Genomic DNA, 18,728 nt, shown 5'->3' with positions numbered 1-18,728 from the left:
GCCGCCATCCTCCAACGAACCGTGCGCCCCGCCTGGGGCACCGTGTCAGCCCGCCGGCACGAATCGTCTACGATGCACGCCTTGATGATTGCCGACTGCCACGATGCCGTTTCTTGAACTGACCCTGCCCTGCTCCGATACCACCCAGCCCCGCTTCCAGACCGCGCTGGAGGAAGTCGGCGCGCTGGCGGTGACCCTGCTCGATGCCGATGCCGATACCAGCAACGAGCGCGCCATCCTGGAGCCCGGCGTGGGCGAGATGCCGCTCTGGAATGCGCTGGTGCTGACCGCGCTGTTCGATGGCGAGAGCGACGCGCTGGAGGTGCTTGCGGCGCTGGAAGCGTTCGACCCGGAGCTGGACTGGAGCCAGGTGGCGCTGCGCATGGTCGAAGACAGCGACTGGGAACGCGCCTGGATGGATCTGTTCAAGCCGATGCAGTTCGGTGCGCGCACCTTCATCGTGCCGTGGAATCACGACCTGCCCGAGGCGGCCGACACAGCGGAGGCCGCCGTGGTGCGGCTGGATCCGGGCCTGGCGTTCGGGTCGGGCACGCATCAGACCACCGCGCTGTGCCTGCGCTGGCTGGATAGCCTGGCCGGCAGCGGCGAGTTGCAGGGGCGCAGCGTGCTCGACTTCGGCTGCGGCTCGGGGATTCTGGCGGTCGCCGCGCTGAAACTGGGTGCCAGCAGCGCCGTGGGGGTGGACAACGACCCGCAGGCGCTGCTGGCAACGGCCGACAATGCCGAACGCAACGCCGTGGCCGCGCAGCTGGCGGTGTATTTGCCCCAGGACGAGCCGGTGCAGACCTATCCGGTAGTGGTCGCCAACATCCTGGCCTCGGCGCTGGATGCGCTGGCCGACACCCTGGCCGCGCGCGTGGCGCCGGGTGGCCGCATTGCCCTGTCGGGCATCCTGCACGGCCAGGAAGACGACCTGCTGCAGCGCTATGCACCGTGGTTCGATCAGCTGCGCTGCGAGCGCGACGAAGACTGGATGCGCATCGACGGCGTTCGCCGCAGCTGATCCTGGGCCGGCTCACCGGCGCGGGCGGCCGGCGCGAATCTGCGCGGTGGTCACCGCGTCGGCCACACTGATCGCACGCAGGCGGGTCACCACCTGCCAGCCGGCACGCTGCAACGCCGCACTACGCCAGCGCTCGGCATGCCGGGCCGCATACACACGCAGCACCACCTCGGCCAGCAACAGCGCCACCCAGACGCCCGCCGACCACGCCGACCACACCTGCGCACCGGCCAGCGCCATGCCTGCGGCCAAACCGGCGAGCGTCGCCCCCATCCCCAGCAACGGCCAGTGCCGATAGCGCAACGCCCAAACCCGTGGCGCCAGCGCCGCTGACCAGTGCACGCCCTCGACGATGGCGGCCCAGTCCTGGGCGCGTCGCCAGACTTGGTAGCAGGCCGCACCGCGAAAACGCTTGACCGCCGGATCCAGCGGCGAATCGGCGGGCCACGGCGCGCTTGGCGGCGGTATCCGGCCATCGCGATGGTCAGGTGTTGGAGTGACAGGCTCGACCATGAACATCCTCCTTGAGTTCGCTGCGATCACGTCATCGATGTCATCGCGACAGTATCGCAAACATATGCCGATATGAAAGACATACGAACTATCCCCAAGTGCTGCTAGGGCTATATCTCCCGGCCCTGCCTGCCTCCCATCCGGTGCCGTGTGAGCAAGCTGTACGAACGAGTACGCGAAGCCCGCAGCTTCACCAAGCTGACCCAGGAAGCCCTGGCCGGCGAGCTGGGCGTTACCCGCAGCGCGGTGGCGCAGTGGGAAATGGCCGAAGGCACCGCCCCGTCGGTGGAGAACCTGATCGGTCTGGCCAAGCGCAGCGGCATGGCGTTCGAATACCTGGCCACCGGCCGCGGCGATCGCGTGTTCGGCCCGCCGGTCTCGGCGATTGCCGAGGAACCGGCCCAGTACCGCCGCCTAGACGACCAGCAACGCGTGCTGCTGGCCCGCTTCGACACCCTGGCGCCGCGGCAGCGCAGCGGGCTGCTGGATCTGTTGCTGGCCGAGGGGAAGACGCGGCGCAGGCGGTGAGGCTGGGAATCGGGAATCGGGAATCGGGAATCGGGATTGGGGAATCGGGAATCGAAACAGCGGGCTTGCTGCGCTCTCGCGTGAGCTGCGGTGGTGTTGGCGTTTTCCGTAGGCGGACAGCGACTTTCCGTGCATCTATTGCTCGTTAGCGTCGCCGCTAAGGCGCTGAGCCGCAGACACCTACTTTCTGGGAATCAGTCTTCCTCGGTAGCGTCGCGGCATCGTTGCCAAGGCACTGCGCCAGGAAGCACGCGTCGCACTTCCCCATCCGGGCGTTCGCCCATCGCTGCGCACGTGGTTGAATAGCGGTCTTCCCGCTGCACGCCTGCCGATGTCAGAGACTCCGCCACCGCGCCGCCCCCTTGCCACCTTTCTGCGGGCAACGCCGCCGCCTGCACCGACGTTGATTCAACCGCCGGTGCTGCCGGCCACCGCGCCTGCGGAGCAGGTGGTGCCGATGCCCGCGACTGAGACGCCAGCTGCGCCCGTGCTGCAACCGGTGCCTGCGCCGCCGACGTCCGAGGCCGCTGCCCCAGGCGTGCCGGCCGTGAGCGCGCCGCGCACCGCGCTGCCGCAGACGCCACCACCCACCAACGCACACGGCAGCACTGCTGCAGACGACGCCGGGCTGCAGGACACCGCGCCGATTGAACGCGGGGCGCCGCAGCTGCCAGTCGAGCGGCAGGCGGCCGACGAAACGCGCTACGAGCCCGCTGCCGAGACCGCGTCCAACAGCGCACGCGACGCCGCAGACCGGCAGGACAGCGAGGCGCTCGATGACGACAGCAACGCCACGCCCACTGCCGACATCGCAGCCCCCGCGCAGCGCGACACCGGCGCCAGCGAGGCGCCCACCCACACAGCGCAATTGCACCCCTTGCCCACCGCTGCGGTGGCAGCGCCCACCTTCGCGCGCCGCGGGCTCAGCCGCCCTCGGCTGCGCGCCAGCGGGCGGCAGTGGGTGCTGTTGATCGGTCTGGTCGGGCTGCTGGGACTGCAGATCGTCATTGCCGACCGTGCGCATCTGGCCGGCGACGCGCGTTGGCGGCCGCTGGTCACCGCTGCCTGCGCAGTGATGCGTTGCACGCTGCCGGCGTGGCGCGAACCGGCCACGCTGACCCTGCTCAATCGCGATGTGCGCCCGCTGCCGGGCCTCGCCGGCGTGCTGCAGATCCAGGCCAGTTTCCGCAACGATGCGCGTTGGGCGCAGGCCTGGCCCTGGTTGCAGCTGTCGCTGTCCGATGCCGATGGGCGGGTGATCGGCACCCGGGTGCTGTCGCCGCAGGAGTATCTGGGCCAGGCGCCAGCCGAGCACGACACGCTGGCGCCGGGTCAGGCCGTGCAGGTGGCGTTTCGCGTGCGCGAACCGGCTGCCAGTACCGCTGCCTTCAGTTTCGACTTCCGCTAAGCGGACACAACCTCGTCCGATCGCCACATGGGCGTGGCGAGCGGTGAGGTCACGCGCTAGACTCACTCCCCCTCGCCGGCCCGCGCCCCGGCCTCGTGACACTGGGAACTTTCTTTGAACGCAGCCCCCTCTCGTCCTGACACCAGTCGTGGCGCCCCGAAGTCGCCGCTGCGCGAACACGTGGCCCAGTCCGTTCGCCGTTACCTACGCGATCTGGACGGCAGCGACGCGGACGATGTCTACGAAATCGTGCTGCGCGAAATGGAGATCCCGTTGTTCGTCGAAGTGCTCAATCACTGCGAAGGCAACCAGAGCCGCGCCGCGGCAATGCTGGGCATCCACCGCGCCACCTTGCGCAAGAAGTTGAAAGAGTACGGGCTGACGTAAGCCGGAAATCGGGATTGGCGAATCCTGAGAGCAGTGCCGCGTTGCTGACCTGCGATGTGCGCAATTTTTTGCTGCGCGATCACGCCCAGCCATAGCGGATCAGATGGAAGAACACCGGTGCGGCAAAGCACACCGAGTCCAGCCGATCCAGCACGCCGCCGTGGCCTTCGATCATGTGGCCCCAGTCCTTGATGCCGCGATCGCGTTTGATCGCCGACATCACCAGACCGCCGAAGAACCCCATCAGATTGGCCACCAGCGCCAGCGCGAACGCGTGCCACGGCGCGAACGGGGTGATCCACCACAGCGCCATGCCGAGCAGGCTGGCCGACAGCACGCCGCCGATGAAACCTTCCACCGTTTTGGACGGCGACAATTTCGGCGCGATCAGATGGCGGCCGGCCAACTTGCCCCAGACGTACTGCAACACGTCCGACGACTGCACCACGATCACCAGGAACGCGATCAACAACAGATTGCGCCCGGCATACCCGGGGATTTCCAGATTCAGCAATGCGGGCACGTGCGAGATGCAGAACACGCTGATCATCAAGCCCCACTGCACCTTGGCAGTGCGTTCCAGATAGCGCGTGGTATCGCCGCCGATGGTGGCCAGGATCGGCAACACCAAGAACGCGTAGACCGGAATCAGCAGCGTGTACATGCCGTACCAGCCGGTCCACACCAACCCGTATTGCCACGGCAGCACGATGTAGAACGCGGCCAACAACGCGTAGTAATCCCCGCGCCGCGTCGGTGTCAGAGTGATGAACTCGCGCAGCGCGAACAACGACACCAGCGCGAACAAGCCGATGACACCGGCGCGCCCGAACACGAACGCGATGCCGACCACTGCCGCCATCACCCACCACGCACGGATGCGCGCCACCAGGTTGTCCAGCACCGCGCTCGGGCGTTCGCGCGCACGCCAACGCAGCGTTTCGGAAATCAGCGTGGCGATGATCAGCACCAGTGCGATACCGCTGAATAACCACAGCGTCTGCTGATGCATCGAGGACTGCTGCAACTGCCCGCTGAAGGCATAAGGATTCATGCGCGCGCCTCCAGTTGGTCCGGCGACAACGCCAGCAACGCCTCGCGTGCGCGCGCCAGGAACGCGTCCTTGTCTTCATCGGCATCCAACCGCAACGGTGCGCCAAACGTGGTGGTGCACAACAGCGGCAACGGAAGCCATTTGCCCTTGGGCATCACGCGTTTGAGATTGTCGATCCACACCGGCACGAACTCCAGTTCCGGGCGTTGCCGCGCCAGGTGATACAGCCCGCTTTTGAACGGCAGCACGCCTTCGTCCGGGTTGCGCGTGCCTTCGGGAAACAGGATCAGCGAATCGCCGGCATCCACCGCGTCGCACAGGCATTCGATCGGGTCGCGGGTGCGTTGCGCCGGGTTGCGTTCGACCAGCACCCCATTGAACACCGCATGGATCAGATAGCGCCGCAACGCGGTGCGTTGCCAGTAATCGGCCGCGGCCACCGGGCGCACTTCGTGACGCAGGCTGGCCGGCAACGAAGACCAGATCAGCACGAAATCGCCATGGCTGGCGTGGTTGCCGTAATACACGCGGCGCTCGTTGGACGGCGCACAGCCGCGCCACAACGCGCGCGCGCCAGTCAAAGTACGGATGGCGCCGCTGCAGGCACGCGCAATCAAACGGGCAATCATGTCCACTCCAATGTGCGCACGATCATGCGCAGCCGCAGCACCACCGTCAGCACCGCACCGGCGATCAACACCGCCAGCGCGCCGATCAACACCCAGGCCGCGATGCGCGGCTGGCCCATCCACTGCAACGGCATCGCCAGCACGGTCATCAGCGACAGCCAGTGCATGCGCTGCACGCGCGCCATCGGCCCCTGCCGTGGCTCGGCGGTGCCGCACGCCAGGCCGAGCATGCGTACGTAGGCGGTGGCCACACAGCACAATGCCGCCGCCCAGCCCAGTTGCGCGGCCCACGGCACGCTGGCTTGCAAGCCGTAGCCCAGCCCGACGCAGACCAGCACATCCGACAGCCGGTCAGGCGCATCGTTGTAGACCTCGCCGGCACGCGACACCAGCCGCGCCTGTCGCGCCAGCACGCCATCCAGGCGGTTGCACCACAGCCGCCCCTGCAGGCCGAGCAAGGCCAGCAGCAGGGGGGCGGCGCCTTCGCGCGCCGGTGCACTCAAGGCGATGTAGAACATCACGCCGGCCAGCGCGGCGAAGGCGATGCCGGCCCACGACACGCCATTGGGCGTTGCACCGCGTCCGCGCAAGGCGCGTGCCCAGCGCTGGCGTCGTTGCAACAGGGTCTGCTTGCGTTGCATCAGTCGCCTCCTCCACCGCAACCACCACATCCACCGCCACCGTCTCCACCGCTATCGCCGCCACCACTGTCGCCGCCACCGCCGCAACTGCTGCTGCCGCTGTCGGTGTTGCTGGTCGTTGGCGCGCGCAGCGTGTGGTAGCTCACCCAGGGCGTACCCACCAAGGCGACGGTGCCGTACAACGCCACCGCTTCGCCGGGGTCGTTGCCAGTGCGCGCCGCATCGGGCCTGACTTCCGATCTGCGCTCGTGCAGGCGCGCGTCGCCGGCCCCGCTGCGGCGCACCGGCACCAGCAAAAATCCCAGCAGCAACATGCTGACCAGCACCATCAACGCCAACAGATAGCCCACCGGATACCCCCCCTGCAGCCCGATCACCAGCTTGCACGCGCCCAGGGTCCACAGTGCGGCTACCGGCACGGCGCTTATCGCGCGCACCAGCAGCGCCATACGCCGATCCAGCAACAACCCCTTGTCGATCAGCCGCTGCTGCACCGGTGCGGCCAGCGTGCGCAGCGTCTGCCATGCCAGCACCGGATCTTCTCCATCGCGCACGCACTGCAGTGCCGGTTGCAGCTCCGCCGGCACTGCAACGGTGGGATCGCAATGCACCCACTTACGCGCCTGCGCATCTTCATCGCGCTGCAGATGCACCGCATCGCAGGCCAGCAAGCGGGCAAACAGCAGATCGGCCACACGCCCGGCGCCACCGCTCAGGCAGGCCAGTTCCATCGTATCGACCGCGTGCACCGGCGAGGCGTGTCCGATGCTGCGCAACTGGCGGCGCAACCAGGCCGATGTAGACCAGGCCAGGCCGATGCCCACCACAAACACCGCCAGAAAACTGCTGCCGCGCCAGTGCAGCGGCGAGGCGGCCTCCCCGTTGCCGGCAACCACGCCAATCACCAGCGTCGCCACCGCCCAGACCAGCAGCGTACCGAGGCCGGCACCGCGCCGCGCGCGCATCGGCTCGCCGCGCAGGGCGCGCAAGCTGGCTTCGGCATCGTGCTGCTGCGCAGGCGTGGCTGCAGGCGGTGGCGGTGGCGGTGGCGCAGGCCAGACCTGCGTCGGCGGCGCGCCGAAGTGCGTGCTGTACCGCTCCAGGGTCTGCCGATACTGCGTCTGGAAACGCGCAGCGTCGTCGCTGTCGCCACGTCCGGGCTGATGGTGCAGCGTTGTCTGCAACACCTGCGGGCAGAACTGCTGCCAGTACTCGCGGGTGTCGGTGAGATGGGTGTGCCAGACCTGATCGACCAAGGGGCTGGGCGTGACATCGTGGGTGTCGCTGCAGGCCAAAAAACAGAACCGTCGGTATTCGTCCACCGCCAGCTGCGCCTGCGCCACGCTGCAGTGGGCCTGCTTGGCGACACGCCGCACGAACGCCGGCAACGCATCGGCATCGCTGCCGAAACGATACGCCTGCAAGCGCTGCCACAGCGCCAACTGCGCCGCGGTGGCCTGCATCGGTTCGGGCTGACCGGAGGCGTGCGTGTTGCTCATCCGAACACCCGCAGTGCCAGTGCTGCGACCATCCACAGCAACTGCGCCGCCACGCTCGCCAGTTGCCAGCCCAGCAAGCGGCGCATGCCACTCCAGCGCGCCGACCAATCGCGGGTGGGTAGAAGCGTCGCGCGCAGGCCGATGGCATGCAGGGCCGTATCGAGTTGTTGCGCAGCCTGCGTCTCGTCGCTGCCGCGCGCGAGCTGCGCGATCACGCCTTCCAACAGGTCGGCATCCAGGCCGACGCGGAATGCCCAATAGCGTTGCATCAGCCCGGCCGCTGCACTGAGCGCAAAGCTCAGTTGTATCGATGGCGGCGCTTCGGCAACACCCAGCAAGACAATCGCGGCGGCCAGCAGCAGCAACGAGAACCGGTCCAGTGCCGCGCCCTGGCGCAACACCGCGCGCATGGCTGCCAAGGTCATCAGAGAGGTATTCATTGGAGGCTCCGCATGGCCACGCCGTCGTTCTCTAGCTCACCCGTGCACGCCGCCACGATGGCAGCGCGATGCTGTGCGCCCAGCACGATCGAAGCGCGCGCGGTACGCAGTTGCGCGATGGCCGCGTCCACATCGTTACTGCGGCCACTGCGCACCAACCAGGTCGCAACGCTGGCGGCGCTGCGCGAGTAACCCAGTGCGCAGCACACCAGCACCGGGCCATGCACGCGCGCGGATTCGATCGCGTCGGCGGCGGCGCGTAGCTGCGCGGGCGTGGGCGCCACCAGATCCAGCATCGGCAGCGTGCGGTCGTGCGCACGCGCTGCGTACAAGGACAACTCCGCACTCACGTCCACCACTGCGGCGAACGCAGCGCGCTGGCCGGGCAGCGGAATGCGGCCCAGCCACACGCCATCGCAGACCACGCGCGGCAGCGGGTCGCGGCGCGTCCATAGCCGCGAGTTGCACCAGGCCGCCAGCAGATACGGCGCATACAACCAGCGCGCGGCCAGGCTCAAGCCACCATCGGCGCGTTTCTGGAAGCCGAGCGCACCAAGCAGTGCATAGTTCAGCGCGACCAGGCCCAGCGACAGGCTCACCCACAGCATCCACAACCCGACGCCGCCGATATACAACGCCGCCACGGCGCTGGCGACTGCACCGACCAGGTACAACGCGGCCAAACGCCAACGCCGCGGATCGCGCGCCAGGTGCGCCTGCGCAAACGGTGCGGCGATCCGCTCCGGCCACAGCCACACGCACAGCCAACCCGCGGCAAGGCCGGTGGGAATATCCAGAAAATGGTGTTGATACGTGGTCAGCACCGACACGCCGATCAAGCCGAACCAACCGTGCAACAGCCAGCGCCACACACCGGACAGATGCTGCGCGTAACGCACCCACAGCACCACCAGCAACACGATGTGCAGCGACGGCGCCTGATTGAACGGCTTGTCGAAGCCCAGCAGCACCGCGAACAACCAGCCGAACACACCGTCCGTGTCCGGGCGCACGAAGCTGTACCGCAACGGCCACAGCACAAAACAGGCCACGCACAGCACTTGCGCGCTGAACAGGCGCAGCGCATGCGTATCCAGTTCGTGGCGGGTCCGGCAGACGAAGAACGAGGCGGCGTAGAACAGATCGATCGTCCAGTACGGCACGATGGTCCACGGCCAGAACGGCATGCCGTGCTCCCAGCCAAACACCACCGACGGCACCTGTACCGCACGCCCGGCCAGCGTATTGGCCAGGCCATAACTGAGGAAGAAAAACGGCCCCAGGAGCGCCAACCACAGCGCGGCACGACCACTCGGGCGCGCGCCGTGCGTCATGCGTCGATCCGCTGCGCCATCGACACGGTAAAGATGCCGAATGCATCGATCCGCTGCGCCACCTTGCGGAAGCCTGCCGCCTCCACCAGCGCATCCATCTCCTGCTGGCTGCGTCGGCGCATCACCCAGGCCACGCCATCGCGGTGACTGGTGAGCGCGCGCGCGATGAATTCCAGCTGCGGATGCCACGGCTGGCCGGTGTAGAGCAGATAGCCGCCCGGCTGCACCGCGGCGGCCAGGCCGGCCAGCGAGCGCGCCACCTGGTCGTTGTCGGCAAACAGTTCGTACAACCCCGACACCACCGCCAGGGTGGGCGCCGGCTGCACTGCGGCCAAGGCGGCCGGGTCGAACGCATCGCCTTGTTCGAAGCGGGCAATGTCGCCAGCGCCGAGCGTGCCAATCAGCGCACCGCCCTGAGTGACGTTGAGCGGGCTGAAATCGCGCAGCACGATGGCATCGGCACGTTGCGTACCGCTTCCCAGTGCTTCCAGCACGTAACGGCCGTGGCCCGCGGCAACATCGAGCACGCGCACCGGCTGGCCGGCCTGGCGCAAGCGGCCTGCCGCATCGCGCAGCAGTTCGCCCAGATGCGCGCCACGGATGCGGATGCCACGCCAGCCGATCGCATCGAGATAATTGCGGTCGATCATGCGCCCCAGCGGGCCACGTCCACGCGCCTGGTTACGGTAGATGTAATCCAGCGTGCTACCGGAATCGAAGCCGGTCTGCAGGCCCAAGGCAATGCCCTCGGACAACGTGCCGCCCAGGCGTAACCCGGCACGCACGCCGCGCCAGCGCAGGTCCTGCAGGCTGTTGCGTTGCGGCGGCCAGGCCAGCCGTTCGGCTTCTTCGAAGCTGGGTCCGGCGAGATGCGCATCGCGCAAGTCCGCACGCACTGGCGGCTGTGCGAAACGCGCTTCGATAAATGCGCGAATGGGCGCGATGGCCAGCGCACGGTCGCGCTCGCCCAGGGTGTCGTGGAAGAAACCGGGCAGCCAATGCCGCTGCTTGATCGGCGAGCGCAGGTTCTCGTAAAACCGATCCTGCGGGCCGCGATGCACCACAAAGTCCGAGCCGGACACCAGCAGTTGCGTCGGCACGGTGATCGCCTGCGCATCGGCCACCACGCGGTCGGCCGCCGCATACAGACCCAGCAGCACGCGCACCGAGATCGGACGGGTGATCAGCGGGTCGGTGCGGTAGCTTTCCACGCGCTGCGCATCGTGGGTGAGCCACTGCGGCTTGACGTAGCTGTTGACGAAGAAGTTGCCGCGCAGCGCATGCATCAGCGCCAGCCCGGCACGTGCGAACGGCACGTACAACTTGACCTTGAACGCCGGCGAGGCCAGCACCAACGCGCGCAGCGGCGGTGCGTAATCGTGCACCCAGGTGGCCGCGACCACTGCGCCCACGCTCTGCGCGATCACCGCGATGTCCTGCACGGCGATGCCGTGCGTGGTGCCCAGATGCGCGATGAAGCTGTCCAGATCGCGCACCAGCGCATCGAAGCCCGGTGCATCGCCGCGTACGCCCGGCGAGCGGCCATTGCCGCGCGCGTCCCAGGCAAAGAATTGCGCATCGGGCAGATTCAATTCTTCGGCCAGATGCATCACCCGGCCGGAGTGCTCATGCCCGCGATGCAGCAGCACCACCGCCTTGGGCGCAGCGCCTGCCAGCTGCGCCGGCCAGTGCCGATAAAACAGCTGCGCACCATCGAAACTGGCGAATTCGCGCTCTACGACATCACGCATCGGATCATCCTGAAATCAGTGAGAAAGAGTGAAAGCCGTGCAGCGCCAATGAGACGCGGCAGCGCACGGCGCGTCGCGATGTCGATCAGCGCGCCGCTGCCTCGGCCAGCCCGGCGCGCACCCGCCGCCACACCGTGGCACTGCAGGCAAGACTCAAGGCAATGGCGACCCAGGTGACGCCGCGCGCGCCCAGCAGCCCGCAGGCCAGGCCGACCCCCACCACGCCGATCACGAAGGCGCGGTCGCTCTTGCCCATCGGCCCGTCATAGCGGCGACTGGCACCGACCATCAGCCCGAGCACGCCGGTGTATTCGGTCAGCGCCGCCAGCAGCGCAAAGATCCATAGCCAGTGCGCGCCCACGCCGGGCACGCCGAGCAGGCTCAAGTACAGCGCCGCATCGGCCACCACATCGCACAGCTCGTTGAGGTAGGCGCCCAGGCGCGACTGCTGGCCGAACTCGCGCGCCAACATGCCATCCACTGCATTGAGCGCCATGCGCAGCAGCATCCACACCGGCAGCAACAGATACAGCAGCGGCCAGCTGGCGCCGGCGCGGTAGACCACCGCGGCCACCATCACCGACACCGCTGCGGCGATGAGCGTCACCTGGTTGGCGGTGATGCCGCCGCGGTACAGCGCGCCGACCATGGGCCGCAGCAGGTCCTGGAAGCGTCCTTTCAGAGCATAGATCGAGGCCATACCAGTGGTTGAGTCCATTCGAGCGCTGGCGCAGCCTACAATATCGGCTGCCCCGCAACGACTGTTCCCTCACTCATGGCCTCCGATTTCCTGCCCGTGCGCCGGGCCCTGCTCTCCGTTTCCGACAAGACCGGCCTGATCGACCTGGCCCGCGCGCTGGTGGCGCGCAAGGTCGAGCTGCTGTCCACCGGCGGCACCGCCAAGGCGATCCGCGACGCCGGCCTGCCGGTCAAGGACGTTGCCGACCTGACCGGTTTCCCGGAAATGATGGACGGCCGCGTCAAGACCCTGCACCCGCTGGTGCACGGCGGCCTGCTCGGCCGCGCCGGCATCGATGAGGCGGTGATGGCCGACCACGGCATCGCGCCGATCGATCTGCTGGTGCTCAACCTGTATCCGTTCGAGTCGGTCACCGCCAAGGCCGATTGCACGCTGGCCGACGCGGTGGAAAACATCGACATCGGCGGGCCGGCCATGCTGCGCAGCGCAGCCAAGAACTTCGCCCGCGTGGCGGTGGCCACCGACCCGGCGCAGTACGCCGACCTGCTCGCCGAGCTGGAAGCCAACGACGGCCAGCTGTCGGCCGCCAAGCGCTTTGCGCTGTCGGTGGCTGCGTTCAACCGCGTGGCGCAATACGACGCGGCGATCAGCAACTATCTCTCGGCAGTGGCCGACAGTGCGGAAAATATCCCCACGCGCAGCCCGTTCCCGGCGCAGATCAATTCCAACTTCATCAAGGTCATGGACCTGCGCTACGGCGAAAACCCGCACCAGTCCGGCGCGTTCTACCGCGACCTGTATCCGGTGCCGGGCACCTTGGCCACCTTCCAGCAGCTGCAAGGCAAGGAGCTGAGCTACAACAACCTGGCCGACGCCGATGCGGCGTGGGAATGCGTGCGTCAGTTCGATGCGCCGGCCTGCGTGATCGTCAAGCACGCCAACCCCTGCGGCGTAGCCGTGGGCGTGGCCTGCGGCGATGCCTATGAGCTGGCCTACGCTACCGACCCGACCAGCGCGTTCGGCGGCATCCTGGCCTTCAACAAGACCCTGGATGCAGCGACCGCCAAGGCCATTTTGGATCGCCAGTTCGTCGAGGTGCTGATCGCCCCCGACTACGAGGCCGGTGCGCTCGAATACGCCACCAAAAAAGCCAATGTGCGCGTGCTCAAGATTCCGCACGGCGCCGGCCTCAACAACTACGACACCAAGCGGATTGGCTCTGGCCTGCTGATGCAGTCGGCCGACAACCGCGGCATGTCGCTGGGCGAATTGAGCGTGGTCACCCAGCGCGCGCCCAGCGATGCGGAACTGGGCGATCTGCTGTTCGCCTGGCGCGTGGCCAAGTACGTCAAATCCAACGCGATTGTCTATGCCAAGGACAGCCGCACCATTGGTGTGGGCGCCGGGCAGATGAGCCGCGTGGTCAGTGCCAAGATCGCCGCGCTCAAGGCCGAAGAAGCCAAACTGGAAGTGGCCGGCTCGGTGATGGCATCGGATGCGTTCTTCCCGTTCCGCGACGGCATCGACGCCGCCGCTGCTGCCGGTATCAAGGCAGTGATCCAGCCGGGCGGCTCGATGCGCGATGGCGAAGTGATCGCCGCCGCCGACGAACACGGCATCGCGATGGTGTTCACCGGTGTGCGCCATTTCCGTCACTGAGCCGAACGACAAGGACAGGTCCATGTACCGATTGCGCTCCCTCGCCGCCGTGCTGGCTGCTGCCGGCTTGCTCGGTGGATGCAAGCAGGATCCCGCGCCTGCAGCGGCGCCCGCCGCCGCCGCAGCGCCCACCCCTGCTGCGGCCGCCACCACGCAACTGAGCCGCACCGAGCGCCTGGACGGTTTTTTGCGCACGCGCTATGGCGCCAAGGCCGGTCTGGCCGCGCAATGGAGCGGCGAGGCGGATGGCTTCAAGGCCGACAGCCAGGTCTGCGCCGAGCAGCCGGTGGTGGTCGGCGAGCAGGTGCAGCAGCTGCTGGCGGTGTGTCACAGCCTCAGCGATGGCGGCCATGGCAATCCCGGGCTGATCGACTTTTTCGTGCTGCGCAGCGACGGCGACAGCTTCAAGGTGGTGGCCGAAAAACTGTCCGACACCTTCGGCAGCGATGGCAATCCCGGTAGCGTGGACGTGCTGCGGCTGGGCAGCGATTTTTACGGTTTCATCGTGCACAGTTTCTGGATGGGCCAGGGCCTGATGCTGGAATCGCAGGATCTGGTGGTGCCCGGCCCCAAGGGGCTGGTCGGCGCCGGCTCGCTGCGCGCGCATATCGACAACAGCGGTGGGCTGGACTGCGACGACCAGGCCCGCGAGCCGGATCAAACCCAGGCGCAATGCATGGCCGAAGCGTTCGATGTGGACTTCACCCTGGACGTGGACAGCAGCAACGCACAGGCACGCATCTGGCCGCTGCGCATCCACGAACACGGCAGCGATTGCGGGCAGACGTTGGACACCACGCATGTGTTCGCACTCGACCCCAAGGCCTGGACCTACCCCTTCCCCAACGCTTTGCAGCGCGAAGGCTGCAAGTAGCGCGCCCTTTCCCCCGTCCTAGCGAGCAGTTCTCTTGAAAATCCTTGTCATCGGCTCCGGCGGCCGCGAACACGCCCTGGCCTGGAAGATCGCGCAATCCGCGCGCGTGAGCGAGGTGCTCGTGGCGCCAGGCAATGCCGGCACCGCCACCGAGGCCAAGTGCCGCAATGTCGCGATCAAGGTCGACGACCTCGATGGCCTGCTCGCACTGGCACAGCGCGAAGCCGTCGCGCTCACCGTGGTCGGCCCGGAAGTGCCGTTGGTACTCGGCGTGGTCGACCGCTTCCACGCCGCCGGCCTGCGCATCTTCGGGCCCACCGCCAAGGCCGCGCAGCTGGAAGGCAGCAAGGCCTTCGCCAAGGATTTCCTGGCCCGTCATGGCATTCCCACCGCGTATTACGCCGTGCATACCGAGGTGGACGCCGCACTCGCCTACGTGCGCGAGAAAGGCGCGCCCATCGTGGTCAAGGCTGATGGTCTGGCCGCCGGCAAGGGCGTGATCGTGGCGATGACGCTGAGCGAGGCCGAAGACGCGGTGCGCGACATGCTCTCGGGCAATGCGTTCGGCGATGCCGGCGCGCGCGTGGTGATCGAAGAATTCCTCGATGGCGAAGAGGCCAGCTTCATCTCCATGGTCGATGGCACCCACGCCTTGCCGATGGCTACCAGCCAGGACCATAAGCGCGTCGGCGATGGCGACACCGGCCCCAATACCGGCGGCATGGGCGCGTACTCGCCGGCCCCGGTGGTGACGCCCGAGGTGCATGCGCGGGTGATGCGCGAAGTGGTCGAGCCGACCGTGCAGGGCATGATCGCCGACGGCGTGCCGTTTACCGGATTCTTGTATGCCGGGCTGATGATCGACGCGCACGGCGCGCCCAAGGTGATCGAATTCAACGTGCGCTTCGGCGACCCGGAAACCCAACCGGTGATGCTGCGGCTGCAGTCGGATCTGGTGGATCTGCTCGAAGCGGCCATCGATGGCGAACTCGCCACCGCGCAGGCGCAGTGGGACCCGCGCCCCTCGCTGGGTGTGGTGATCGCCGCCAAGCCCTATCCGGAAACCCCGGTCACCGGCGAGGTCATCACCGGCCTGGACCAGGTACCGGCCAGCGCCAAGGTCTTCCATGCCGGCACCGCATTGAATGCCACAGGCGAGGTGATCAGCGCCGGTGGCCGCGTGCTGTGCGTTGCCGCATTGGGCGACAGCGTGCAGGACGCACAGCGCACCGCCTACGCCGGCCTGCAGCCGATCCACTGGCCCAACGCCTTCCAGCGCAGCGATATCGGCTGGCGTGCGATCGCCCGCGAGCGCGACGCGCAGGGCTAAGAGCGGCTAACAAAACGTCGCGAGCAGTCGCCAGGTGGGCGTGGGCGGCGCGGAGGAACCACAGTGTACGAGTGGTACATGCCGCACCGAGCACCGGCCGCGCCCGCCTGGCGGGGAGCGCAGTCCTTTTGTTAGTTGCTCTTAGCCGCGTCCTTCCCCCGCCGGCGGGGGGAAGGTGCCCGAAGGGCGGATGGGGCAAGCACGGACATCCGCTGGTTGTCGGCCGAACAGAGCAACAGCTCGCTGGTGGTCGCCGACAAGGCGGTGTTCAAACTCGCAACCACAGGTTGCAAGGTCGCCAAGCGCGGTAGACCGCCGTGCAGCGGGGGCGGCGGCGCAATCGCGCACTCTGCTCCAGTCCGCACACATGCCGGCTACTGACAAAGAACTAGCCGCTCTCCACACCGGTGGCGCGTGCCTGCGGCAATAATGCCCGGGCACGCTTGCCCATCAGAGACCGTGGCCACCACTTCCTTCGAATCCCGCCTCAGCCGCCTGTGGGCCCATGAAAAGGCCAGTTACGGCCTACGTGTGTTCATCGCGCTGGCGGTGGCCATGGGCGTGTGCTGGCACTGGCAGCAACTCACCGCAGTCCCGGCGCTGTTTCTGGGCACCATCGCCAGCGCCATCGCCGAAACCGACGACAACTGGTTGGGCCGCATCAAATCGGTGCTGCTGTCGTTGCTGTGCTTTGCCGCGGCGGCGGCGGCAGTGACGCTGCTGTTCCCGTACCCGCTGGCGTTCGTGATCGGCATGGCGGTGGCCACCTTCTCGCTCACGCTGCTGGGCGCACTGGGCGAGCGCTACGCCTCCATCGCGCAGGCCACGGTGGCGTTGTCGATCTACGCCATGATCGGCATGGACCAGCACGGCAGCCACGATCCGCTGGTGGCCTGGCATGGCGCGGCGTTGCTGTTGATCGGCGCCACCTGGTACGGCGTGCTGTCGATCCTGTGGACCATCCTGTTCGCCAATCGCCCGGTGCGCGAGCGGCTGTCGCGGCTGTTCTTCGAGCTGGGCCTCTATCTCAAGCGCAAGGCCGACCTGTTCGAACCGGTGCGGCAAAGCGACCTGCATGCGCGCCGGCTGGCGCTGGCCGAACAGAATGCCAAGGTCGTCGGCGCACTCAATGCCGCCAAGACCGCGATCATCAGCCGCTTCGGGCGCTCGGGGCGGCCGGGCGTGCAATCGGGCCTGTATTTCCGGCTGTATTACATGGCGCAGGAATTCCACGAACGCGCCAGTTCGTCGCACTATCCGTACGAAGCGCTGACCGATGCGTTCTTCCACAGCGATGTGCTGTACCGCTGCCAGCGCCTGCTCGCACTGCAGGGCAAGGCCTGCACCGCGCTGGGCGAGGCGATCCGGCTGCGGCAGCCGTTCGACTATGGCGACAACAGCCGTCTGGCCACCGAAGACCTGCGCCAGTCGCTGGATTATCTGCATGCGCGCGCCGACCCCGCACTGGCGCGCCTGCTCGGCGCGCTGGAACTGCTGGTCACCAATCTGCAGACCATCGAACGCAAGCTTTCCGAAGCGGCGCAATCCGATTCCACCAGCGACAACCTCGACACCCGCCTGCGCGATTCCTCCCCGCACACCTTGCGCGAAATGGCCGCGCGGCTCGGCCAGCAACTCACGCCCGGCTCGGTGCTGTTCCGGCATGGCCTGCGCATGGCCATCGCGCTGGTCGCGGGCTATGCGGTGATGCAATCCATCCATGCCGACAACGGCTACTGGATCCTGCTCACCACCGCGTTCGTGTGCCGGCCCAATTACGGTGCGACACGCCTGCGGCTGGTGCAGCGTATCGCCGGTACTTTGATCGGCCTGGTCGCCACCTGGGCGCTAATGCAGCTGTTCCCCGGCACCGAAGTACAGCTGCTGCTGGCACTGGTCGCCGCGCTGGTGTTCTTCATTGCGCGCACCGATCGCTACATGCTGGCCACCGCCGGCATCACGGTCATGGCGCTGTTCTGTTTCAACCTGCTCGGCGATGGCTTCGTGCTGATCTGGCCGCGGCTGATCGACACCGTGATTGGCTGCGCCATCGCCGCGGCCGCCTCGTTCCTGATCCTGCCGGACTGGCAGGGCCGTCGCCTCAACCAGGTGATGGCCACGGTGCTGGCCAGCTGCGCGCGCTATCTCACCCAGGTGCTGGAGCAATACGCGAGCGGCATGCGCGACGATCTGCCCTACCGCATTGCACGCCGCGACATGCACAACGCCGATGCGGCGTTGTCGGTGGCGCTGTCCAACATGCTGCGCGAGCCGGGCCGCTTTCGACGCAATCTGGATGCGGGTTTCCGCTTCCTGGCGCTGTCCAATACCTTGCTGGGCTACCTGTCGGCGCTAGGCGCGCACCGCGCCGCGCTCGATGGCGAACACGACCCCACCATCGCCCGGGCCGGCGACTATCTGCAGCGCGCGCTTGGCGACATCGCTACCGCATTGAGCCAACGCCACCCACTGCCGGCGCACGACGAAACCGAAGAACTGGCCATGGCCGATGCGCTGGAACAGCACGCCGTGCAGCTGCCGCCCAAGCAGCGTCTGGTGCGCGACCAACTCGCACTCACCTTGCGCCTGCTGCCCAAACTACGCGCCGCTGCGGTGGCGGTGACCGATGCGCCGGCCGAGAGTGCGGCGCGTCTGGTGGTGAGCAAACACTAGCGGCGACCGAGGACAGTGCGGTCTCTGCTGCCGGTATCGACCCCGCCGCACAGCCCGGCGGCGTTGGCGCAACACCTGCGCGCAACACCGCAAAAGCCAAACTTTTCAGATGCGCGCATCCGTGAAGCATGCAAGGACGCGTCACTGCGTGTCGGCAGCACGTGGAGCGGCTAACACACCGTATCGAGCCGCCTTGAGGTGCGTGTGGACGGCGCACGCATAACCGGAATGTACGGGTGGTACCTACCGCACCGAGCCCCGGCGACACCCGCTTGACGGTAATC

17 protein-coding genes and 2 other RNA genes are annotated in these 18,728 nt (G+C 67.4%); 8 read left to right on the top strand and 11 right to left on the bottom strand.

The genetic code is table 11. From position 1 onward, the window contains the following. Window positions 1-103: 103 nt before the first annotated feature. Window positions 104-1,024: a 50S ribosomal protein L11 methyltransferase gene (gene prmA / locus ACZZ0O_RS08770; RefSeq protein ID WP_115512716.1), complete on the top strand. Its 921-nt coding sequence runs from the start codon at window positions 104-106 to the stop codon at window positions 1,022-1,024. A 12-nt stretch (window positions 1,025-1,036) separates the two neighbouring features. On the opposite strand, the gene ACZZ0O_RS08765 is transcribed toward prmA, so the two are convergent. Continuing rightward, entirely contained in the window at window positions 1,037-1,543 is a 507-nt protein-coding gene (locus ACZZ0O_RS08765; protein ID WP_463590557.1) for a hypothetical protein, read from the bottom strand. A gap of 144 nt (window positions 1,544-1,687) precedes the next feature. On the opposite strand from ACZZ0O_RS08765, the gene ACZZ0O_RS08760 reads away from it, so the two are divergent. The 3 genes from ACZZ0O_RS08760 (at window position 1,688) to fis (ending at window position 3,860) form a co-directional block, all read left to right on the top strand. Next, on the top strand, window positions 1,688-2,065 hold the full coding sequence (locus tag ACZZ0O_RS08760) for a helix-turn-helix domain-containing protein (protein WP_055853170.1): 378 nt from the start codon (window positions 1,688-1,690) through the stop codon (window positions 2,063-2,065). Between the two features lie 331 nt (window positions 2,066-2,396). Beyond that, window positions 2,397-3,473, top strand: coding sequence for a DUF3426 domain-containing protein (locus ACZZ0O_RS08755; RefSeq protein ID WP_463590556.1), 1,077 nt, complete (start codon window positions 2,397-2,399; stop codon window positions 3,471-3,473). Between the two features lie 114 nt (window positions 3,474-3,587). After that, a complete protein-coding gene (gene fis, locus ACZZ0O_RS08750) occupies window positions 3,588-3,860 on the top strand; it encodes a DNA-binding transcriptional regulator Fis (RefSeq protein WP_002804983.1) in 273 nt (90 codons plus the stop codon). Window positions 3,861-3,939: 79 nt separating this feature from the next. On the opposite strand, the gene ACZZ0O_RS08745 is transcribed toward fis, so the two are convergent. From ACZZ0O_RS08745 to ACZZ0O_RS08710, 8 genes are all read right to left on the bottom strand, one after another. Continuing rightward, window positions 3,940-4,914 carry a phosphatidate cytidylyltransferase gene (locus ACZZ0O_RS08745; protein WP_055853171.1) on the bottom strand — a complete coding sequence of 325 codons (975 nt, stop codon included), beginning with the start codon at window positions 4,912-4,914 and terminating at the stop codon, window positions 3,940-3,942. Then, window positions 4,911-5,543 (bottom strand): lysophospholipid acyltransferase family protein, encoded by a 633-nt coding sequence (locus tag ACZZ0O_RS08740; RefSeq protein WP_055853173.1) that lies wholly within the window; start codon window positions 5,541-5,543, stop codon window positions 4,911-4,913. Before ACZZ0O_RS08740 ends, ACZZ0O_RS08745 begins: the two co-directional genes overlap by 4 nt. Then, window positions 5,540-6,184: a CDP-alcohol phosphatidyltransferase family protein gene (locus ACZZ0O_RS08735; protein WP_323538565.1), complete on the bottom strand. Its 645-nt coding sequence runs from the start codon at window positions 6,182-6,184 to the stop codon at window positions 5,540-5,542. Before ACZZ0O_RS08735 ends, ACZZ0O_RS08740 begins: the two co-directional genes overlap by 4 nt. Beyond that, window positions 6,184-7,683 (bottom strand): TIGR04222 domain-containing membrane protein, encoded by a 1,500-nt coding sequence (locus ACZZ0O_RS08730; RefSeq protein WP_463590555.1) that lies wholly within the window; start codon window positions 7,681-7,683, stop codon window positions 6,184-6,186. Before ACZZ0O_RS08730 ends, ACZZ0O_RS08735 begins: the two co-directional genes overlap by 1 nt. Then, window positions 7,680-8,123 carry a hypothetical protein gene (locus tag ACZZ0O_RS08725; RefSeq protein WP_463590554.1) on the bottom strand — a complete coding sequence of 148 codons (444 nt, stop codon included), beginning with the start codon at window positions 8,121-8,123 and terminating at the stop codon, window positions 7,680-7,682. Before ACZZ0O_RS08725 ends, ACZZ0O_RS08730 begins: the two co-directional genes overlap by 4 nt. Continuing rightward, the gene (locus tag ACZZ0O_RS08720) at window positions 8,120-9,457 is read right to left on the bottom strand and encodes a phosphatase PAP2/dual specificity phosphatase family protein (RefSeq protein ID WP_463590553.1); all 1,338 of its coding nucleotides are present in this window, start codon (window positions 9,455-9,457) and stop codon (window positions 8,120-8,122) included. The genes ACZZ0O_RS08725 and ACZZ0O_RS08720 overlap by 4 nt, the downstream gene beginning before the upstream one ends. After that, complete coding sequence (locus ACZZ0O_RS08715; RefSeq protein ID WP_463590552.1) at window positions 9,454-11,208, bottom strand: bifunctional alpha/beta hydrolase/class I SAM-dependent methyltransferase; 1,755 nt, start codon at window positions 11,206-11,208, stop codon at window positions 9,454-9,456. Before ACZZ0O_RS08715 ends, ACZZ0O_RS08720 begins: the two co-directional genes overlap by 4 nt. Window positions 11,209-11,293: 85 nt before the next feature. Continuing rightward, entirely contained in the window at window positions 11,294-11,908 is a 615-nt protein-coding gene (locus ACZZ0O_RS08710) for a CDP-alcohol phosphatidyltransferase family protein (RefSeq protein ID WP_115526911.1), read from the bottom strand. Window positions 11,909-11,983: 75 nt separating this feature from the next. Between ACZZ0O_RS08710 and purH the strand changes: the two genes are divergently transcribed. Genes purH through purD form a run of 3 tightly spaced genes read left to right on the top strand, consistent with a single transcriptional unit; the run spans window position 11,984 to window position 15,771 of the window. Next, window positions 11,984-13,567: a bifunctional phosphoribosylaminoimidazolecarboxamide formyltransferase/IMP cyclohydrolase gene (purH, locus tag ACZZ0O_RS08705; protein WP_463590551.1), complete on the top strand. Its 1,584-nt coding sequence runs from the start codon at window positions 11,984-11,986 to the stop codon at window positions 13,565-13,567. 22 nt (window positions 13,568-13,589) lie between these two features. After that, window positions 13,590-14,441 (top strand): hypothetical protein, encoded by an 852-nt coding sequence (locus ACZZ0O_RS08700; protein ID WP_463590550.1) that lies wholly within the window; start codon window positions 13,590-13,592, stop codon window positions 14,439-14,441. A 34-nt stretch (window positions 14,442-14,475) separates the two neighbouring features. Continuing rightward, window positions 14,476-15,771 carry a phosphoribosylamine--glycine ligase gene (purD, locus tag ACZZ0O_RS08695; protein WP_463590549.1) on the top strand — a complete coding sequence of 432 codons (1,296 nt, stop codon included), beginning with the start codon at window positions 14,476-14,478 and terminating at the stop codon, window positions 15,769-15,771. Window positions 15,772-15,775: 4 nt separating this feature from the next. Here the strand turns inward: purD and ACZZ0O_RS08690 are convergent. Then, window positions 15,776-15,851: non-coding RNA, sX9 sRNA (locus ACZZ0O_RS08690), on the bottom strand. Window positions 15,852-16,230: 379 nt separating this feature from the next. On the opposite strand from ACZZ0O_RS08690, the gene yccS reads away from it, so the two are divergent. Continuing rightward, window positions 16,231-18,444 (top strand): YccS family putative transporter, encoded by a 2,214-nt coding sequence (yccS, locus tag ACZZ0O_RS08685; RefSeq protein ID WP_463590548.1) that lies wholly within the window; start codon window positions 16,231-16,233, stop codon window positions 18,442-18,444. Between the two features lie 168 nt (window positions 18,445-18,612). On the opposite strand, the gene ACZZ0O_RS08680 is transcribed toward yccS, so the two are convergent. Next, window positions 18,613-18,689: non-coding RNA, sX9 sRNA (locus ACZZ0O_RS08680), on the bottom strand. Window positions 18,690-18,728 lie beyond the last annotated feature (39 nt).

This window comes from Xanthomonas sp. AC360 (genome assembly GCF_979258225.1).
This window is presented reverse-complemented; position numbering and strand designations above follow the sequence as displayed.